The organism is Sorangium sp. So ce321, from assembly GCF_051530195.1.
Lineage (GTDB): Bacteria > Myxococcota_A > Polyangia > Polyangiales > Polyangiaceae > Sorangium.
Map to the genome: position 1 here is coordinate 13,244,431 of NZ_CP150329.1, position 15,141 is coordinate 13,259,571.

Here is a 15,141-nt window from a genome sequence, read left to right on the forward strand (position 1 = left end):
TGGACGGAAGAAAAGTTCCGTGCGCGCCGCTGGGATCTGCGCGGGACCGCTGCAGGCGCCGGACAGGGGCGGCCGTCACCGACTCCATCAAGGCAGCGCTGATCACGATCGGCCGGCAACTGATCGCGATCACGACACTCGCGGCGCCAATTCCCCGCGGCGCTGGCGACGACGCGGTGCGTCGGCAGCTCCTCAGCGCGAGCCTTCCTGCGCCAGCGTCGGGCCAGCTCCCGCGCCCGAACGGCTGCGCCAGCCGACGCAGGCGGAGAAGAACAAGAACAAGGCCCAGCGGCAGCCTTGGCGCTCGTGATCGAGCCCTGCATAGCACGAGCGGCGCGAATTCTTCCCGTCCTGGGACTGCCAGAGCGCGAACAAACCTCCGGCGTGCGCTGACTCGACACGAATTGAACGAGCTTGCGTGTATCGCGATCGATCTCGTCGACAGCCGCCTCATTGAGCGGTGACGCGCGGGATCGCCTCGGCCGGCGTCGACGTCGAGTGCTTCGCGGCTGCGGCGTTGGCATCCGCTGCTGCACCGACGCGCACGAGCTGCTCGATCTTGCGAACCGTGAGGTTCTACTCGAGCGCGCGGGTGATGAGCGCGTTGCGCCGGCCGCCGTCAACGATCCGTATGAGAGTGCCAAAATGCGACAAATGAAGCCCAAAGCCACCCGCGTTCCTTCTCTTGAGGAGTGCTTATGGCCTTGGTGCTCCGCCTCTCCGCCACGTTCGCGTCGTCGTGAAGGTCGCGAAGGCGATGGCCGGTATCTTCCTTGAGGGGTGGCGTCGTGTGGCACACTGCGACACCTCCTCGATGAGTGCTCGCTTCAGGTCCACGTGCGCCCCGCGCTCGCGCGCGATGACGTCGTGGCCGCGGAGGTGCGCACGACGGCATCTTGCCGCAGGCTTCAGCGCGGCTGGGAGATCACGACGAACAAGGCCAAGGTCGTCCGCCGCGTTGCCGGGCACGCTCGCGGCGGCGATGGGGGCCGTGTCCCAGCATGAGAGCGGCCCTCCTTCGCGAACGAGCTCCGAACGACCCTGGCTGAACGATTTTTCTTATGATTCCGTGCGCATACGAGGATCGGCCTCGGTCCTGAATGTGACGCGCCCCCCGAAATGGCCGTAGGTCCGACGACAATTCCAAGTGCCTGGCTCCGAGGGCACCATAGGGCCGCCGGAGGTTTGTGCGCACGAGCTGCTGGCCAACGGCCTGTACATCTTCGACGACAAAACCAAGTAAGTCCGGCTACTTGGAGGCACTCTCGGCTCAGTTCGGTGACGTGCCGGGGGTTGATCGCCGCGATCAGGATGGAGGGGTCGCGGGCCTGCCCGCAGGAAGTGCTCGGCGTCGCCGATCCCGACGCACGTCTGGCCCTGGCGATGCCTCACGAGATGGTGCCGGACGAGGAGAACACGGGGCAGCGTCGCGATCCCGTGCCCCCTCCTGCGGGGCGCCAGCGGCCCGCGGACATGTCAGATTGCCGACCGGGCGAAGGACGCGGCTTCCTCGCGTGCTTCGCTTGATGTGTGGGGGCCTCTTTCACCGTCCGGGTCACATAGCCGTGCACTGCGCGTCGTGCGCGACCAGCCTGTGATAGAGGCGCTTGGCCATCTCGTCGTCCTCAAGATGCTCGAACGATGCCATGAACATCGCATCCCCTTGGGGTTTGGACGTCGAGATCGCGCAGACCGCTCGCGCGCATCCACCGCTGCGCCCGGGCCTTTCGCCCAGCTCGAGAGGATCTTTGGGCACCGGCAGTCACATGCTCACGTCTTCGGGGCGTAGGGGCCGACACCGTGCACCTTCATGGCCGCATCCGCGCATTTACGGAGGACCTCACTCGCCCACTCGTCGACCTCGGGAGACGCCGGAGCATTCGGCGGCGCTGAATTCGGAGCGGCGACGGTACGGTCGGCGGGGAGCGAGCCATGGTCCGTGCGGCGGGAAGAAGACGACGTGAGCGAGCCGTCCCTGGTCGCGCTCACCCTCGCCATCACCTCGGAGAGCGAAATGCCGCCGGTCTCGTTCGCGATCCTCACGGCGTCGGCGAACGTGTTCCTGCTGGGCTCGCGCCCCGGTCTCGCCGCGACCGTGTTGATCGTCTCGATCTTCGTTGCCAGTGCTGCATCGCAACGAGCGCCCGCCTCACGCGGCTGATCCAGTTCGCGCTCGATCGTGGTGGCGTACAGAGCCATCTGCTCCCGCGTCTCGCGCAGATCGGCCTCGACACGCTTGCGATCTCGGCACAAAGCCGCCTCTTCAGCAGCCCGCTTCTCGGTCTGTTGCGCGCTCCTGAGCTCGCGCTTTACGAAGCGCTCATCGATCGCTGCGTTCAGATTTTCCAGTTCCTCAGGGGTGAGCGGCCGCTTTGGCAACCTGCCCGGCATGCCGGTGGCGGCGGGCAGGTCGAACGTGCCAGCGCGCTCGGTCACCGATTCGTCGTCGTCGTGGTCGATCTCGGGCAACGCTGAATTCTGCGAATTCTGCGAATAGTGCGAGGGGCGGCTGCTAGGCGCATCTCCGTACGAAGGCGGTTGGGCACCGTTCTGAGGATTGTGCGAATTGTGCGCGAGCAGGTAGGGGCTTACTTCGTACCGCGTGCTCGGCTTGCGGCCAGGGCCAGGATGAGGTGGGTCGGGCTGCCGGCGGATCTGCCCGTGGTCTGCCAGAAGGCTCAGCACCTCGTCGAGGTGAGCAGCCTTCTTGATCCGGCCTTTAACAACCTCGAACAGCTCCCGCTTCGTGAAGCTCGTCCACCCCTTCCTGATGATGTTCCCGCTGACGTAGGCGGCGTCGTCGATGCGGCGATCTGCGCCCATGAGGGCGAACGCCTCTCGGGCATGCTCGATGTAGTAGCTACCGATCTCGATCGCCTTCTCCAACGTGAACGCCGAGATCGGTGGACCAGAGTTGCCGTGCTCAGCCAGATGGAGGAGAGCGGCGATTCGGATTACAGCACCTACCAGCTTCCCGCCACAATCGCGGAGGGGGTAGAGGTCGCCGTGCACGCCGAGACGCGGCTCGATTGCCGCCGCGAACTCGACGCGTCGGGCGCTTCCTTCCGGCGACAGAGCGAGCTGCGTCGGCACGATTTCGCCTCGCTCATCACGCCGCTCGGGGAGCTGCATCAGCTCGAGCATGCGCTTCCTGTAGGCGTGGGCTATGGCAACTGGCATCGGCGGAGGATCGACGTTGCGGAAGCCGAGGCGGCTCTCTGGCAGCGCGAAGAGGATGCGAGCGAGCAGGCCACGTTCACGGAACGACGGCGTATTCAGGAGGCTGGTGAGCACCGCGGGTTGGACGGTCAGCCCGAGCGTGAGGCAGGGCGCACTGATGAGGATCGGCTCGCGGTGGATCCGGTCGACGCGGAAGTCGTCTCCGGCGTGCGCCTTCAGGAAGATCCCAAGGTTCGGAGCGCCATCGCCGGAGTAGCGCCCGCTCATGATGTCGAAGACGTCACCCTCTGCGCTGAGGATGCCGAGCTGACCGCCTTGCTCGGCCATTATCACGCCGAGCTTCTCGGGCGTCGCGTCGTCGCCGAGGAGACGAGGAACGATGGGCGCCTTCGTCTTCTCGCGCTCGCTGAGGAGCTGCTCGATCTCGTCGCTCTTGCCCGAGGCGACCGCGTCCGAGATCGCCTTCTTCTCCGTCTTGTCGAGCAGGGCGAGCTTGGCCCGCACCTTCAAGGACTCCGCGCGCACATGATCAACAAGAGCCCGTTCCCGCTCGTGCACGGGCTTCACTGCGTCGCCGACCACGGCGGACTTACGGTTCCCTGGCTCGAGCGCCGTGACGAGGTAGAGGTTGGTCGGTTCGTGCCAGCTCGGATTGACGCTGACCTTGAACTTCTTCCCCACGGCGACCGACAGGCAGGCGAGCGCCATCGCCGCCGGCATGTCGATGGGGGTCTGGGTGGCGACCGCCTCCGCCGATGCCCATTCGCGCAGCCACCCCGGCAGCGCGTCCACCGGAAACGGCGGAAGGGCAGGGTGGCATCGGAGAGGAATCAAGTCGGGCCACGGCTGAGACTCGGGGGATGGTGGGTGGCTCGCAGAATTCGCAGAATTCGCGGAATGAGCGGTCTTGCCGCAGCGAGGTGCTTCGACGTCGAACCACCCGAGCAAGGTGAGCGCAGCGTCGAGGGGTGCCTCTCCCGTGACCTCGACGACAAGGTCGACGTTCGTGCGGAACCCATCGCGCCCCTTGCTCGCGCAACTCGCGTGGAGGCACTTCAGTCCGTTGCCGACCACAGCCACGGAGCTGTCGCCGCTCACGCCGCAGCCGGGGCACCGCGGGTACTCTCCATCGATGAGGTCGAGCCGGGCGAGCACCTCATGGACGTCGAGGTTGTTGGCACGGGAGTACACAGTGTCGGCTCGTTCACCGGCCGGCTTCGATCGCCCTCGGTCCGTCCGCTGCACGGCGTGGACGGCAGGCTTGTTGCCCCTCGCCTTGCTGACCTCGGCCAGCTGGTCGGTGGTCAGGCGCGCCGTGAGCCCATGGAAGATCGCCTCGAGATCAGCGATGCCGAGACGCTGCACCACCTCGGCGCAGACGAAGGCAGTGCGCCGATGGGGACGATCCGGTACGTTCGGTGCGCCCTTGCGCTTGATCGTGCCGAACGCCGGCACGAACCGCTTCGCATCGGCTACGGCGCCGTCGATCTTGATGACGCCGTCGCCGTAGAGTTGACCAACCGCGGCAAGGATTCCTTTCACGAGCGACTTGAGCTCGGAAGTCTCCTCCAGGTCGGCGAGAGCCGCGAAGACGGCGGCACCGTTGCCGCTGTGGCCGAGGCCGAGAGCGCCATCGCTGCGCAGGATGCCGGCGAGCTCTGCGTAGACTCTTCCGGCGACGCCCAACGCCATGTTGACCTCGTCGTCGGTGGCGCTGACCCCTGCCGGGCGGGTGATGTCGATATCGATATAGAGGGACCGCCGCGCGACGATGTCGCTGTCGGTACACGTGTCGCCCTTCTCGGCGATGGCCCACGCGTCGGTCTCCGAGCGCTGGACAACGGCTGCGTGCGCCTTGTTCAGGAGGACGTAGAGGCCCTGGCCGTGACCCTGCTCGCTCTCAGCCTTGACCAGGAGGTTCACCGCGGTCTCGGCAAGTCTTGTGCGGGCGAATAGCGCCCGCCGCCCGCGGTACTGCATGGGGACGTCGAACTCGATGAGTTCGATGACGTCTCCGTTGGCGTGGCCCAAGAAGTCGAGGAACCGCCGCACGTTCGGCTCCAGCCCATCCGCTTGGGCGAGGGCGAGACACGCCAGTAGAGCCAGCTCATCAGCCCGGGCTGCGGAGGCCGAGCCCACCGCTTGCGAGGAAGGATAGGGCACCGCCGCAGTCGCGGAGGGCTCGATGCTCACGGCCGCCTCGTTCGCGGCACGTCGGGGAGGTGTCCCTCGTCGTGCAGTTGCTTCCACGCCGCGGCGAGGCGAGCGCTGCACGTCGAGGACACAGGCTGGCCGAGCAGCCAGCGCTTTGCGGTACGCGGGTCAACGGCGGCGTTCACGGCAAGCACACGGAGTTCGTGCGCGGACCAGGGACGAGCGTTGCCCTGGCGACGGGGCTGCATGGGTGCGGTCTTCATGCGGCCAGGATGCACCCATCCGCTCACCGCTTCGCGGATGGCTGAGGCTCCCGGGGGTGTCAGCCGTCCAGCACGCCTGCCACGCGAGCAGCGCGGGCCTCGCTCCAGGTCTGGAGCAGATCTCGGGAAAACGTGTTCTTTAACTTCTTGTCACCGAAGACGTACAGAACCACGCGCGCCGTGTTGGGGACCGTCGCGATCTCCCGCTCCATGAGCCAACCGATCGCGCACGTGAGGCGCTCGGCGTTCGGGCGTGCATGCGCGAGCCCAGCCGGGCTGAACAGGAGCTTCGCGTACGTCGGCCTGGTCGCGAGCTCGATGACAAGACGGTGGGCAACGTTCCTGGCTCGAACGGTCGTCTGGTCCGCGATCGTGTTGAGCTTGGACAGCTCTCGGCCGAGTAGCCGCAGGTCGAGCCTCCCCTCGCTCCCGCGTTCGCTCTCGGCCACCTCACCTGCGTCGAGCGCGTCAGCAACGGCATCCAAGAGCGCGAGCTTGCTGCTCGTCAGCGTGTACCTCCTGCGGAGGTCAGGATCATAGTGGTGGTCCGAGGGAGCCAGCGGGTCAGCGTCGGGTGCTGCAACCTTCATGGCCTTCATGGCGGCGCGCTCGAGATCCTTGATCGCCTTCCCTGCGGCGCTCGATCCTCCAGCGGCGACCTCCGGGATCGGGAGCAAGGCCCAGGTGATGTTCAACATCGTCAGGTACGCTCGTCGGGCGTCGCCTTCAACGTTGTCCGCGGCGTCGCGCAGCACGTTCGCCAGCAGGGTGATGTAGCGTCGGACCCGCGTCTTCGCAGCCTCCGCTCGGCTTGCCTCGGACAGGCTCGAGAGCGCCTCCGGAACGAGTCGATCGAGCTCCCGGATCTCGTCAACCTCGCGGTCCCCGATCGGCGTTTCGAGCGCCGGATGTGTTGCTGCCTTGCTCCTGCGCGAGCGGGGCGCCGTCGGTGGTCGTCGTTTGCGCGAAGACATCGATCGAGGTTGCTCTTCGTTGCGCTACGCGGAGGGCTGGGACCCCACCCCCTCTCAGCCTTCGGCGAAGATGTAGCATGGGTGCGGCATCGTGGCGGCGTCGCTCTCGCGCACCGCCATGCCCGCCACGTCCCGCTTCACTCGGCTCGCCGCACCTGCCCCCGACGCTCGGGGCGCGCGAGCTGCGGAACCATCGATCGCGAGAACACCGAGCGAGCCGAGCGAGCACGTCTCCGTCAACGAGAGCGAGCCGCAGCTCGCCGCGGTGGCGCGTGGGAAGCAAGCCCCGGTCGCGCCGCGGGATAAGAGCAACAGATGGGCCCGCGCCCACAGCGTCGGTCTCCCGCATCTTCTTCTGGTTGTCGAGGTGGCCGCCGTTCTCGGCGTGTCCACCCGGACGGTTCGCCGCCTCATCACGAGCGGTGAGCTCGTCGCCCACCGGATCAAGCGACAGCTCCGCGTCGACGCCGAGAGCGTGACGCGCCTGCTCGAGGTCTCGCGCGTCGGGGCCTCGGATCGGACTGCTCCATGTCGAAGCGACGGTACATCGTCGGCCAGCCCCACCTCCTGCGGCGCCGAGGGAAGAACAAGCTCTGGACCGGGTGGCTCGATGGGAGGGAGGTCTCGCTCGGCACCGCCGACCGCGCCGAGGCCCAGCGCAAGCTCGACCAGCTCGCCGCTCGGCCTCGATCCGACGGGGCTGCCGCAGAACGCGGTGGAGCTGAAGATCGCGCTCCGGCAGCTGACCCGCCGCTCCTGAGCGCGCTCGCGCTCCTATTCGCAGAGCACTGCCGCCCGCCGCGGCACACGAGGAAGACCGCGGACTCCTACGCCCACCGGGTCTCGGCCTTCGTCGGGGCCATGGAGAAGAAGCAGATCACGCGCACGGACCAGGTGACGTTCAAGGTGATGTCGGCCTACGTCCGCGAGCGCTCGGCCGAGGTGTCGGCCGCGACGGTCAACCGTGATCTGACGCCGATCCGGCGGATGTTCGCGTTCGCCAAGCGCGAGGGCCACATCGAGAAGAACCCGTTCAAGCACGAGGACTTCGCGGAGCTCAAGCTCCGCGAGCCGCGACCGAAGCCGAACGCCCTGGCGCTGTCGCCGAAGCAGGTCGACATCTTCCTCGCGAAGGCTGACGAGATGGCGAAGCGGGGGTATGCGGCACTTTTCCGGCTCACGGCGGGTAGCGCGATCCGCATCGACGAGGCGCGCCACTATGAGCCCCGTGACATCGACGTGCAGCGCGGCATCTTGACGATCACGCCGAAGAAGAACTGGACCACGAAGGGGTACCGCTACCGCGACATCCCGGTCTCGAAGAACACGATCGACGCCTTGCTCGCCTTCGTCGGCGTTCGCGACAACATCGCGTTCGACGACAAGGCCGTGTGGAACGAGATCCAGCGCGTCCGCCAGGTGGCGAGGCTGCCGAAGTTCTCCATCCACGACCTGCGGCGGGCATGGGCCAGCGCCATGCACAAGAACGGCGCGAGCATCAAGCAGGTCAGCGTCTGGCTGGGGCACTGCGCCGTCCAGGTAACGGAGCGGTACATCCGGATCTTCGAGACCGACTCCACGGGGCACGAGTTCCTCCCGCGCTAACATGGGGGAGAGCGCGCCGAGATAGGCCGCTCTTTCTAGCCCATCCAGCGGCACCGTGAGGCTTGAGGTATGTCGGGCGGCGACTATCCTGGGCCGCGCCTTCGCCAGCAAGTGGGTCCGGGTCGCTGAGGCGCGCACGCGCAGGAGGGTCATCGATGGCCAACGAGAACGGGGCAGTCCTCTTCATCGGGTGCTTCGACTTCATCCACGACGAGACCGACGAGGAGGGCACCTTCCAGATCGTCGTCGAGGCGCGTGATGTCGCCGAGGCTGCGGCGAGGTGTCGGGATCGGCTCGACGAGATCGCGAGGACTACCGACATCCTCGGGCCGGTCATTGTCTTCGACAACGCCTTCGTCGAGGTCTCGCGCGGCAACCTCGCCCGAGGCGTGCTCGTTAACCACCAAAGCCTTGGGGACGTCCTCGCCTACGACTACCTGCCCACGCAGGGGCTCGCCGGTGACGAGGCGCACTTCCTGCATGACGAGACGAAGGGGGAAGAGTCGGGGACGGTGCCTCCGTTCTGGAGCGGTGTCGACGTGTACGCGTCGAAGTGGAAGCTCTACTGGTGCGAGACCGACGACCACGACGAGGATTGGTTCGTGGTCGCCCGGAACGCCGACGACGCTCGGGCGTTCCACGAGGATGCAGAGGGTTACGACGAGGAGGACGCCCGGGCCGAGCTCGTCTGTGTGCTACCGCTAGCAGAGCAGGCCGCCGCAGAGAAGGAGGGGGACCACTGGCCGTCGGACGAGACGTTGCTCGCATGCGGGGCGGAGTTCCTCGTCAACGTTCTCCAGGACGGCGCGAACGAGTTACGCGCGGCAATGAGTTCGGGGAGCCGCGTCGTCCGGATCAACGGCCGCGTTTACGGCGAGGGCGACATCGTGGGCAACGTGCTGCAGAGCCAGGGGAGGCCGACCGACGCATGAGCCGCTGGGCCCCCGGGGCTCGGGCCGAGCGGGCGTCATCTGGAGCCTCGACGGAAGGGTACGCACCACGAACGCCCGCCGAGATTCGGCACACCTTTGGCGAGGTGGGTGGGTATCCGGCGATGCTGTGTCACACGTAGGTCTTTGATGTACATCGCGAATTTGCCGGAGGGCCCCAGGACCATAGCTCTTGAAAACCGCCGTTGGGGCAACTCAACCAGGGGTTCGAATCCCTTCTCCTCCGCCAGCCTCTGTAAAAATATCGTGTAGCGCGGTTCGGGACGTCGACAGGCTCAGACAGGTCTGGACGCAGTTTCTGGCAACTTCTGGCAAGCGGGACTTCCAGAGCACGTACCGGAGCGCACGGTGGGGAGGCTCATGCAAGGACGGCAAGCTCCGCGTTCGATGGTGACATGCGCGCGACCTCTTTGCTAGCATGCTGAATGGCCGGAAAAGGATCCACATATGTCTTCCTCCCAAACTGGCGGCGTCGCGTCGTACCGGGGCTATGAGTATCAAATAATCGTTTCTGCGTGGGTTGCGCTAGAGCTCATGCTTCGGCGCGGATTGTGCAGTGCCATTGATGTCGAACCCGCGTCCCAGGAAGACGTGGCTGCCAAGCTGGAGGTGCCGGCCGAGAGCGCTGACACCAGCCTCATTGCTAAGGGGCTTGAAGGGCCCATCTACATCCAGATCAAGCACCGCTCGAGCTTCTGGAATGAAGGGGATTTCGTTGCGCTCCTAAAGACGCGCGAAAAGCGGGGGACGCGCGGACCGCAGCCGCGTGAGCGCGCCCTCGCCAGACTGCAGGCGGAGAAATCACTGCGCTATCTCCTCATTACCGACGCCGAGGTCCACCCGAACCTGAAAAGCCTTATCGTCGTCGAGATCGGCGAGCGTTCTTCCGCTGTACGCATCGATGACCTTACCAGTGTGCCCGATGAGGCCTCTCGTGTCGGAATCTTGGAAAAACGCGTGATGCGCTACGTCGAAAAGGATATTGACGACATCCTCGAGCAAGTAGGCTTTGTTCCGGCCGGCCGTGCACCGGCATGTCGCGAAGAACTTGTTCAGGCGATAAGAAAGCGCTTGCTGGGCGAGCGGGAGTCGCAACTCCCATTGCTCGAGGTGGAGTCGATTATCGAGCGGTGCGGTGGGCGCCCGCAGGGCAGCGGTTATGACTTCGTAAAGCCCGCCAATTATGCGGAGCTGGAGGGGCGTCTCGAAGCTCCTCCGCATGCGCTGCTCCTTGTCGGGTCGCCAGGCATAGGGAAGACTACGGTCGCATATCAACTCATCGACACGCACCGTCGTAAGGAACGTCCGTTCGAAGTACTGGAGTCGCCGCGGCCCCACGAGGTGCGGGCTGCCCTGCGCCGTAGCGGTCGCGTGCTCGTGTACCTGGAAGATCCATGGGGCAGATACAAGCTTGAGCAGGATGCCAACCTGTGGACGGACGAGCTGCCCAGGTTGATCGCGGGTGCTCGTGGAAACCCAGACAAACGATTCCTGATTACCTCACGAACCGGTTTATTGGTCGATGCCGTAGGACTGCTCGGGAGCGAGCAGGAACGCGAGAAAGTGCAGCAAACACTCGGCGCCTATGTAGCATCCATCAACGAGGAACACTTCGACGCTGCGGCTCGTCTCGAAATTTTAAAGCGACGAATGCGCGGAGGCCACCGCCGGCAAAGGGACTGGGTAGGCGACCGGGCAGCGACCATTATCGGCAGGCTGACCGTGCCACAAGCCATCGTCAGTTTCACTGATCGGTTGAAGCATAGTGATTCCGATCAAGATATAAATCTCGATGCGCTACTCGAGGAATCGCAGGTTGAAGCTCTCGGCGGTGTCGTCGCGCGTCAGGTGCGAGAACTCGATGCCACCATGTCCGCGGTCGTCCTCTGGGCGTTTCTTACGACCAGTACGAAGCTGACGGATGCACTTGCACGGGATCTGTCCGTTTGGCTCGGCGAAGAGGCAGGGTTGGACGTCGATGTGCCACGTCTCATCTCGTTCCTGGTCGCATCAGGCTGGCTTTCGCGTGAGAGCGATCGAATCAAGGCTCATCCTAACGTTATCGCTGGACTCGAGAAGACCCTCGATGCGGAGAAAGCGAAGAGCGATCGCGTGCTCCGGTCGCTGCTCGAGGTACTAGTACGCAACAGCCACATGCGGATGGCGACGCAGATCATGCTGGGCCTTCAGGGAAGACGGCTGCCAGTTCCTGCACAAGTGCAGGAGGCGATCGACGCGTACCTGCGTACTGCAGCTCTCAATGCTGATGATAGAGTGTTTCCAGGTGCTGTGGACAGGCTCTCCCGCCTGTCGCGGGCGATGGATCCCGTGAGCATGATCGCGCGGGCGCTGAGCACCGTCCGGGAGCACTCGAGCGCCGTCGAGACGTGGGAGCCACCTTCCTGGTCACCGGAGGAACTGGACACGGTTCGCAGTTCACCTCAAGCTGAGCTTCTTGCGCGCCGATATGTTCGATTGGTTTACGTTGAGGCCCGGATATTTGTAGGCGAAGATAAACTCCTCGCGTTCCTCAGCTCCTTGAATTGGGATCTTTCAAAGGAGTTCGCCGATGCGGCATTGGAAGCCCTGGAGCGGGAGGGTAGCTACAGCGATCTGCTATGGAAGGGTGCGCTCTCCGGCGTGTCTCCTCCTTATGAGGACCTGATGACGGAAGTGCTCGCTGCATACGACAGCGCCGTGCGGCATTTTGAGACTAGCGGTCGCCTGTTGCAGGACCGGGCGGAGGAGGGAGAACTCGACGCGGAGTACGCAGGTCACGTGCTTGACGATCCGAGCGAGCAGTTTTATGCGCCGGAAAGTGCACTGCGACAGATCGTGGCCTCGCGTCGTGAACGTGAGGGGTATCAGTGGTTCTTGGAGCATCCGCGAAAGCTCGATCTGATGGATGCTTGGGCGGATGCAATGCCGAGCAACTCCGGAGGCAAACACGAAGAAGAGTTGCGTGCGCTCGCGGGTATTTGTCCGGCTCATTCTCGAGCATCGCTATGGAAAGCCATTGGCCGAACGCGATGTCGAGCGCTAGTCAACCTCGTGTTGAAAGAGATTGCGTCTGCTCCGAATAATCAAATGACTTGCTGCCTCTCGGCCCTTTTTGGAATGTACGCTCCTGAAGAGATTGGTGTGATACTTGAGCCTACATTGAGGGACCTCGCTTGGCCTCGTCGTGCTGCGTTGATAGCCGCTGTGCGGGGCGCGGGTATTCCGGATCCAGGTGATCATATGCATCGCGATCCTGAAATGCACCGACGGGCTGTGTACAGCCTCCTCGGTGAGGTCGAGGCGAATGCGATGGTCGCCTGTGCAGCATCCGATAGCGGAGAACAGCAGTATACTGGCTCGCCGCTGGATGAACAGGTATTGGAGAAGATTGCACTCTTGTCTTCTGGAGAGGACCAGAAGCTTGCCGCTCTCGCCTGTGTTGTCCTCGTACACCACCGCTACCCAGTCACGGATGCCGCACAGCGCCTCCTCTCGTCTGACGATAAGATGACGCGTCTTCATTCGCTCCGCGCGCTAGCCAAAGTGGAGCCGTTGCCGAGAAAGATTTTTCTCTCGACCTTGAACGACGGATACTATCAATGCCGACGCTTCGCAATGTGGGCGCTGTCGAAGGATGCCTCTCCAGAGGAGCAGCGCGCGATCTTTGCAATGGCAAAGGATCCGAGCGCACCTGTACGCGAGGCATGCGCTAGGCTCATCGGCGATCATCAGTGGCAGGACGGGCTAGGAACGGTTTTGGAACTTCTTGCCGATCGACGAGATCGGAGCGCGAACAGCAGCTTCACGGGCGGCGTGCCCGACTACCACGTGGCTCGCAGAGCGGCAGAAGCGCTCGGTCGCTTCAAAGCGCCGCTGTCAAAGGAAGCAACGTGCCAAGTTCTCGAGATTCTGCGTCGTGCGAAAGGAGCGTGCGACGACCCCGGCGTGCATCACAAGCTTCTCGGAGTGGCTGCCGTCCAGAGCGACCCAGCGGTTCCGAATCTTCTGCACGATTGCCTCATGAGTGATTGGAGTATTGGGCCTGCGGAGAACAGAATTTCGATGTGGAACAGCGCGCATGTCACTGAGGCATTTCCGCTGCGCTATGCTGCGGCATGGGGCTGGGTGGCGCGTATTCTTCGCTTTCCGAACGAAGGAGAGCGCGTTGCCGTGACGACTCTTGCTGACGCTGCCGGACACTCGGACGAGAGGCTGGCGGCGCCTGCGTTGCTCGCAATGGGGTTGATTTGGAAGCGGAGCTGCGCGCAAATCGAACAGTTGCTCGGCGGCGAATTGATGACGGAGGAGCGGGTCACGTTGATCGAGGCCGGCGCACGGTTTGGTCAACAATCGACACCCGACGAGCTCCTCGGGGGCAGTTTGCCTTCCACGCACCCCGCGCGGAGATTGCTCGCATGGTGCTGGGAGCAAGAGACCGATGATGAAGCTTGGAAGCGTCGGCTCGCTGGCGACGAGGGGGCTCAATCCTGGCTTGAGCGTATTCGTAACTCGACGCCCGTCCATGCGGTCCTAAGGCACCTGCTGGCACATTCACCGCGCGGCGCACTGATTCAAGAACTCAAGTGCGATGATTTTCGGAATGGCGAGCTGATCGAAGGGGTTCCGCTTTTGACCACATTTCACTTTGCAGGACTCGAGTGAGTCTACAAACATGACATACGTGTTCGAGCGTAGTGCTCTCCCGGCTCCGTTCGCCCGCATTAAAAGTTCTGAAGGATCATGCGGGGCGCGTAGTGCTGGCGCTTCGTCTCGCCCTTCCGCTCGCTCATCGTGCAGCCTCCCGTGAGGCGAGGACAAGCAAAGCGGTTTCGCGCGTTTAGATCAAGGCCGGCGGCAGCTAGGCTAGGGATCGAGGGCCGGGACGGCACTCGGGTGCGAGCGGGGAGGCGGGGCAAGGCGGTTCGGTGGGCCCTTCGGCGCTCGAAGCGCGCACACTGGAGGGGTGTACGGGTACGCTGGCGACCCTGGAGCGTCGAGGTGGAGCGCGACGAGGAGGTGGGCGGTGCTGCGTGTCGTGAGCGGAGGACTGTGGACAGAGCTGCACCAGCTTGCGAAGAAGAGCCGTCCGCACCTCGGCGCGGTCGCCTACGTCACGTCCGACGAGAGGGTGAAGTTCGGGAAGGGCGACACCCTCATATGCGACGCGACCGACGCCGCGATCAGGTCGGGCCAGACCTCGGCGGCCGTTCTTCGCCGTGCGCATGACCGCGGGGCTCGGCTCTTCTCATCCCCCGGGCTGCACGCGAAGGTCTTCCTCCTCGGGCGCGTCGCCGTCGTCGGGTCGGCGAACCTCTCGGCGACGTCGGTGAACGAGCTCGAGGAGGCGGCGCTGATTTCCGACGATGCCCGCGCCGTGTCGGGCGTGCGCCTCCTGATCGAGAACCTCGTGCAGGCGGCCGACGAGATCGACGAGAGGTTCCTCCGCCGGATCGAGAAGTTGCCCGTCGTGCAGGCCCAGCGGGGAAGTCGACGCCGGCGGTCGGTCCGACTCGCGGAACCGAGGGCCTGGTTGATCAGCGTCGTGCCGCTCGAGGGGGACAAGCACGCGGACGAAGACTTGGTCGTCGAGAGCGAGCGCGCGAAGGCAGGGGAGGAGACGCAGTTCTCCGACAGCGAGCCCGGCTACATCCGGTTCACGGGGACCTCGAGCTTCCGTCGGTCCGCCAAGCCGGGCGACTTGGTCATCGCGATCTGGCGCCCCAACGCGAAGTCGTCACGGGCGCACGTATTCGCACCGGAGCCTCTGCTGGGACGGAAGGACCAGCACGGGGTGACGCACCTCTTCGTCGAGGAGTATGCGGACCGCGAGGACACCAGGATCTCGTGGACCGAGTTCTCGCGCCTGTGGCGGAGGACGACGTCGAGCCGGCCGCCCGGCGTCAGGTCGACCCGTAAGATGCCGGTCGAGCTTCTCGAGCAGCTGCGCACAGCGTGGCCGAAGTAGGCCGGCGCCGTGCGTCCTTCTGCTGCCAGCGCTCTCGCCGTAGCCTTCGA

7 protein-coding genes and 1 pseudogene are annotated in these 15,141 nt (G+C 64.7%); 5 read left to right on the plus strand and 3 right to left on the minus strand.

All coding sequences use genetic code 11. The features are described from left to right. Positions 1-1,555: 1,555 nt before the first annotated feature. The 3 genes from WME89_RS49255 to WME89_RS49265 form a co-directional block, all read right to left on the minus strand. Positions 1,556-1,756, minus strand: coding sequence for a hypothetical protein (locus WME89_RS49255; protein ID WP_438006433.1), 201 nt, complete (start codon positions 1,754-1,756; stop codon positions 1,556-1,558). Between the two features lie 14 nt (positions 1,757-1,770). Continuing rightward, on the minus strand, positions 1,771-5,373 hold the full coding sequence (locus WME89_RS49260; protein ID WP_438006434.1) for a YfjI family protein: 3,603 nt from the start codon (positions 5,371-5,373) through the stop codon (positions 1,771-1,773). A 283-nt stretch (positions 5,374-5,656) separates the two neighbouring features. Beyond that, positions 5,657-6,571 (minus strand): hypothetical protein, encoded by a 915-nt coding sequence (locus WME89_RS49265; protein WP_438006435.1) that lies wholly within the window; start codon positions 6,569-6,571, stop codon positions 5,657-5,659. Between the two features lie 118 nt (positions 6,572-6,689). On the opposite strand from WME89_RS49265, the pseudogene WME89_RS49270 reads away from it, so the two are divergent. The 5 genes and pseudogenes from WME89_RS49270 to WME89_RS49290 form a co-directional block, all read left to right on the plus strand. Beyond that, a pseudogene (locus WME89_RS49270) lies at positions 6,690-7,052 on the plus strand (helix-turn-helix domain-containing protein); the annotation flags it as partial. A 47-nt stretch (positions 7,053-7,099) separates the two neighbouring features. Beyond that, positions 7,100-8,176 (plus strand): tyrosine-type recombinase/integrase, encoded by a 1,077-nt coding sequence (locus WME89_RS49275; RefSeq protein WP_438006436.1) that lies wholly within the window; start codon positions 7,100-7,102, stop codon positions 8,174-8,176. A 155-nt stretch (positions 8,177-8,331) separates the two neighbouring features. After that, entirely contained in the window at positions 8,332-9,108 is a 777-nt protein-coding gene (locus WME89_RS49280) for a hypothetical protein (RefSeq protein WP_438006437.1), read from the plus strand. Between the two features lie 465 nt (positions 9,109-9,573). After that, the gene (locus tag WME89_RS49285) at positions 9,574-13,788 is read left to right on the plus strand and encodes a hypothetical protein (RefSeq protein ID WP_438006438.1); all 4,215 of its coding nucleotides are present in this window, start codon (positions 9,574-9,576) and stop codon (positions 13,786-13,788) included. 361 nt (positions 13,789-14,149) lie between these two features. Further along, positions 14,150-15,091: a phospholipase D family protein gene (locus WME89_RS49290; protein WP_438006439.1), complete on the plus strand. Its 942-nt coding sequence runs from the start codon at positions 14,150-14,152 to the stop codon at positions 15,089-15,091. The last annotated feature ends 50 nt before the right edge of the window (positions 15,092-15,141 follow it).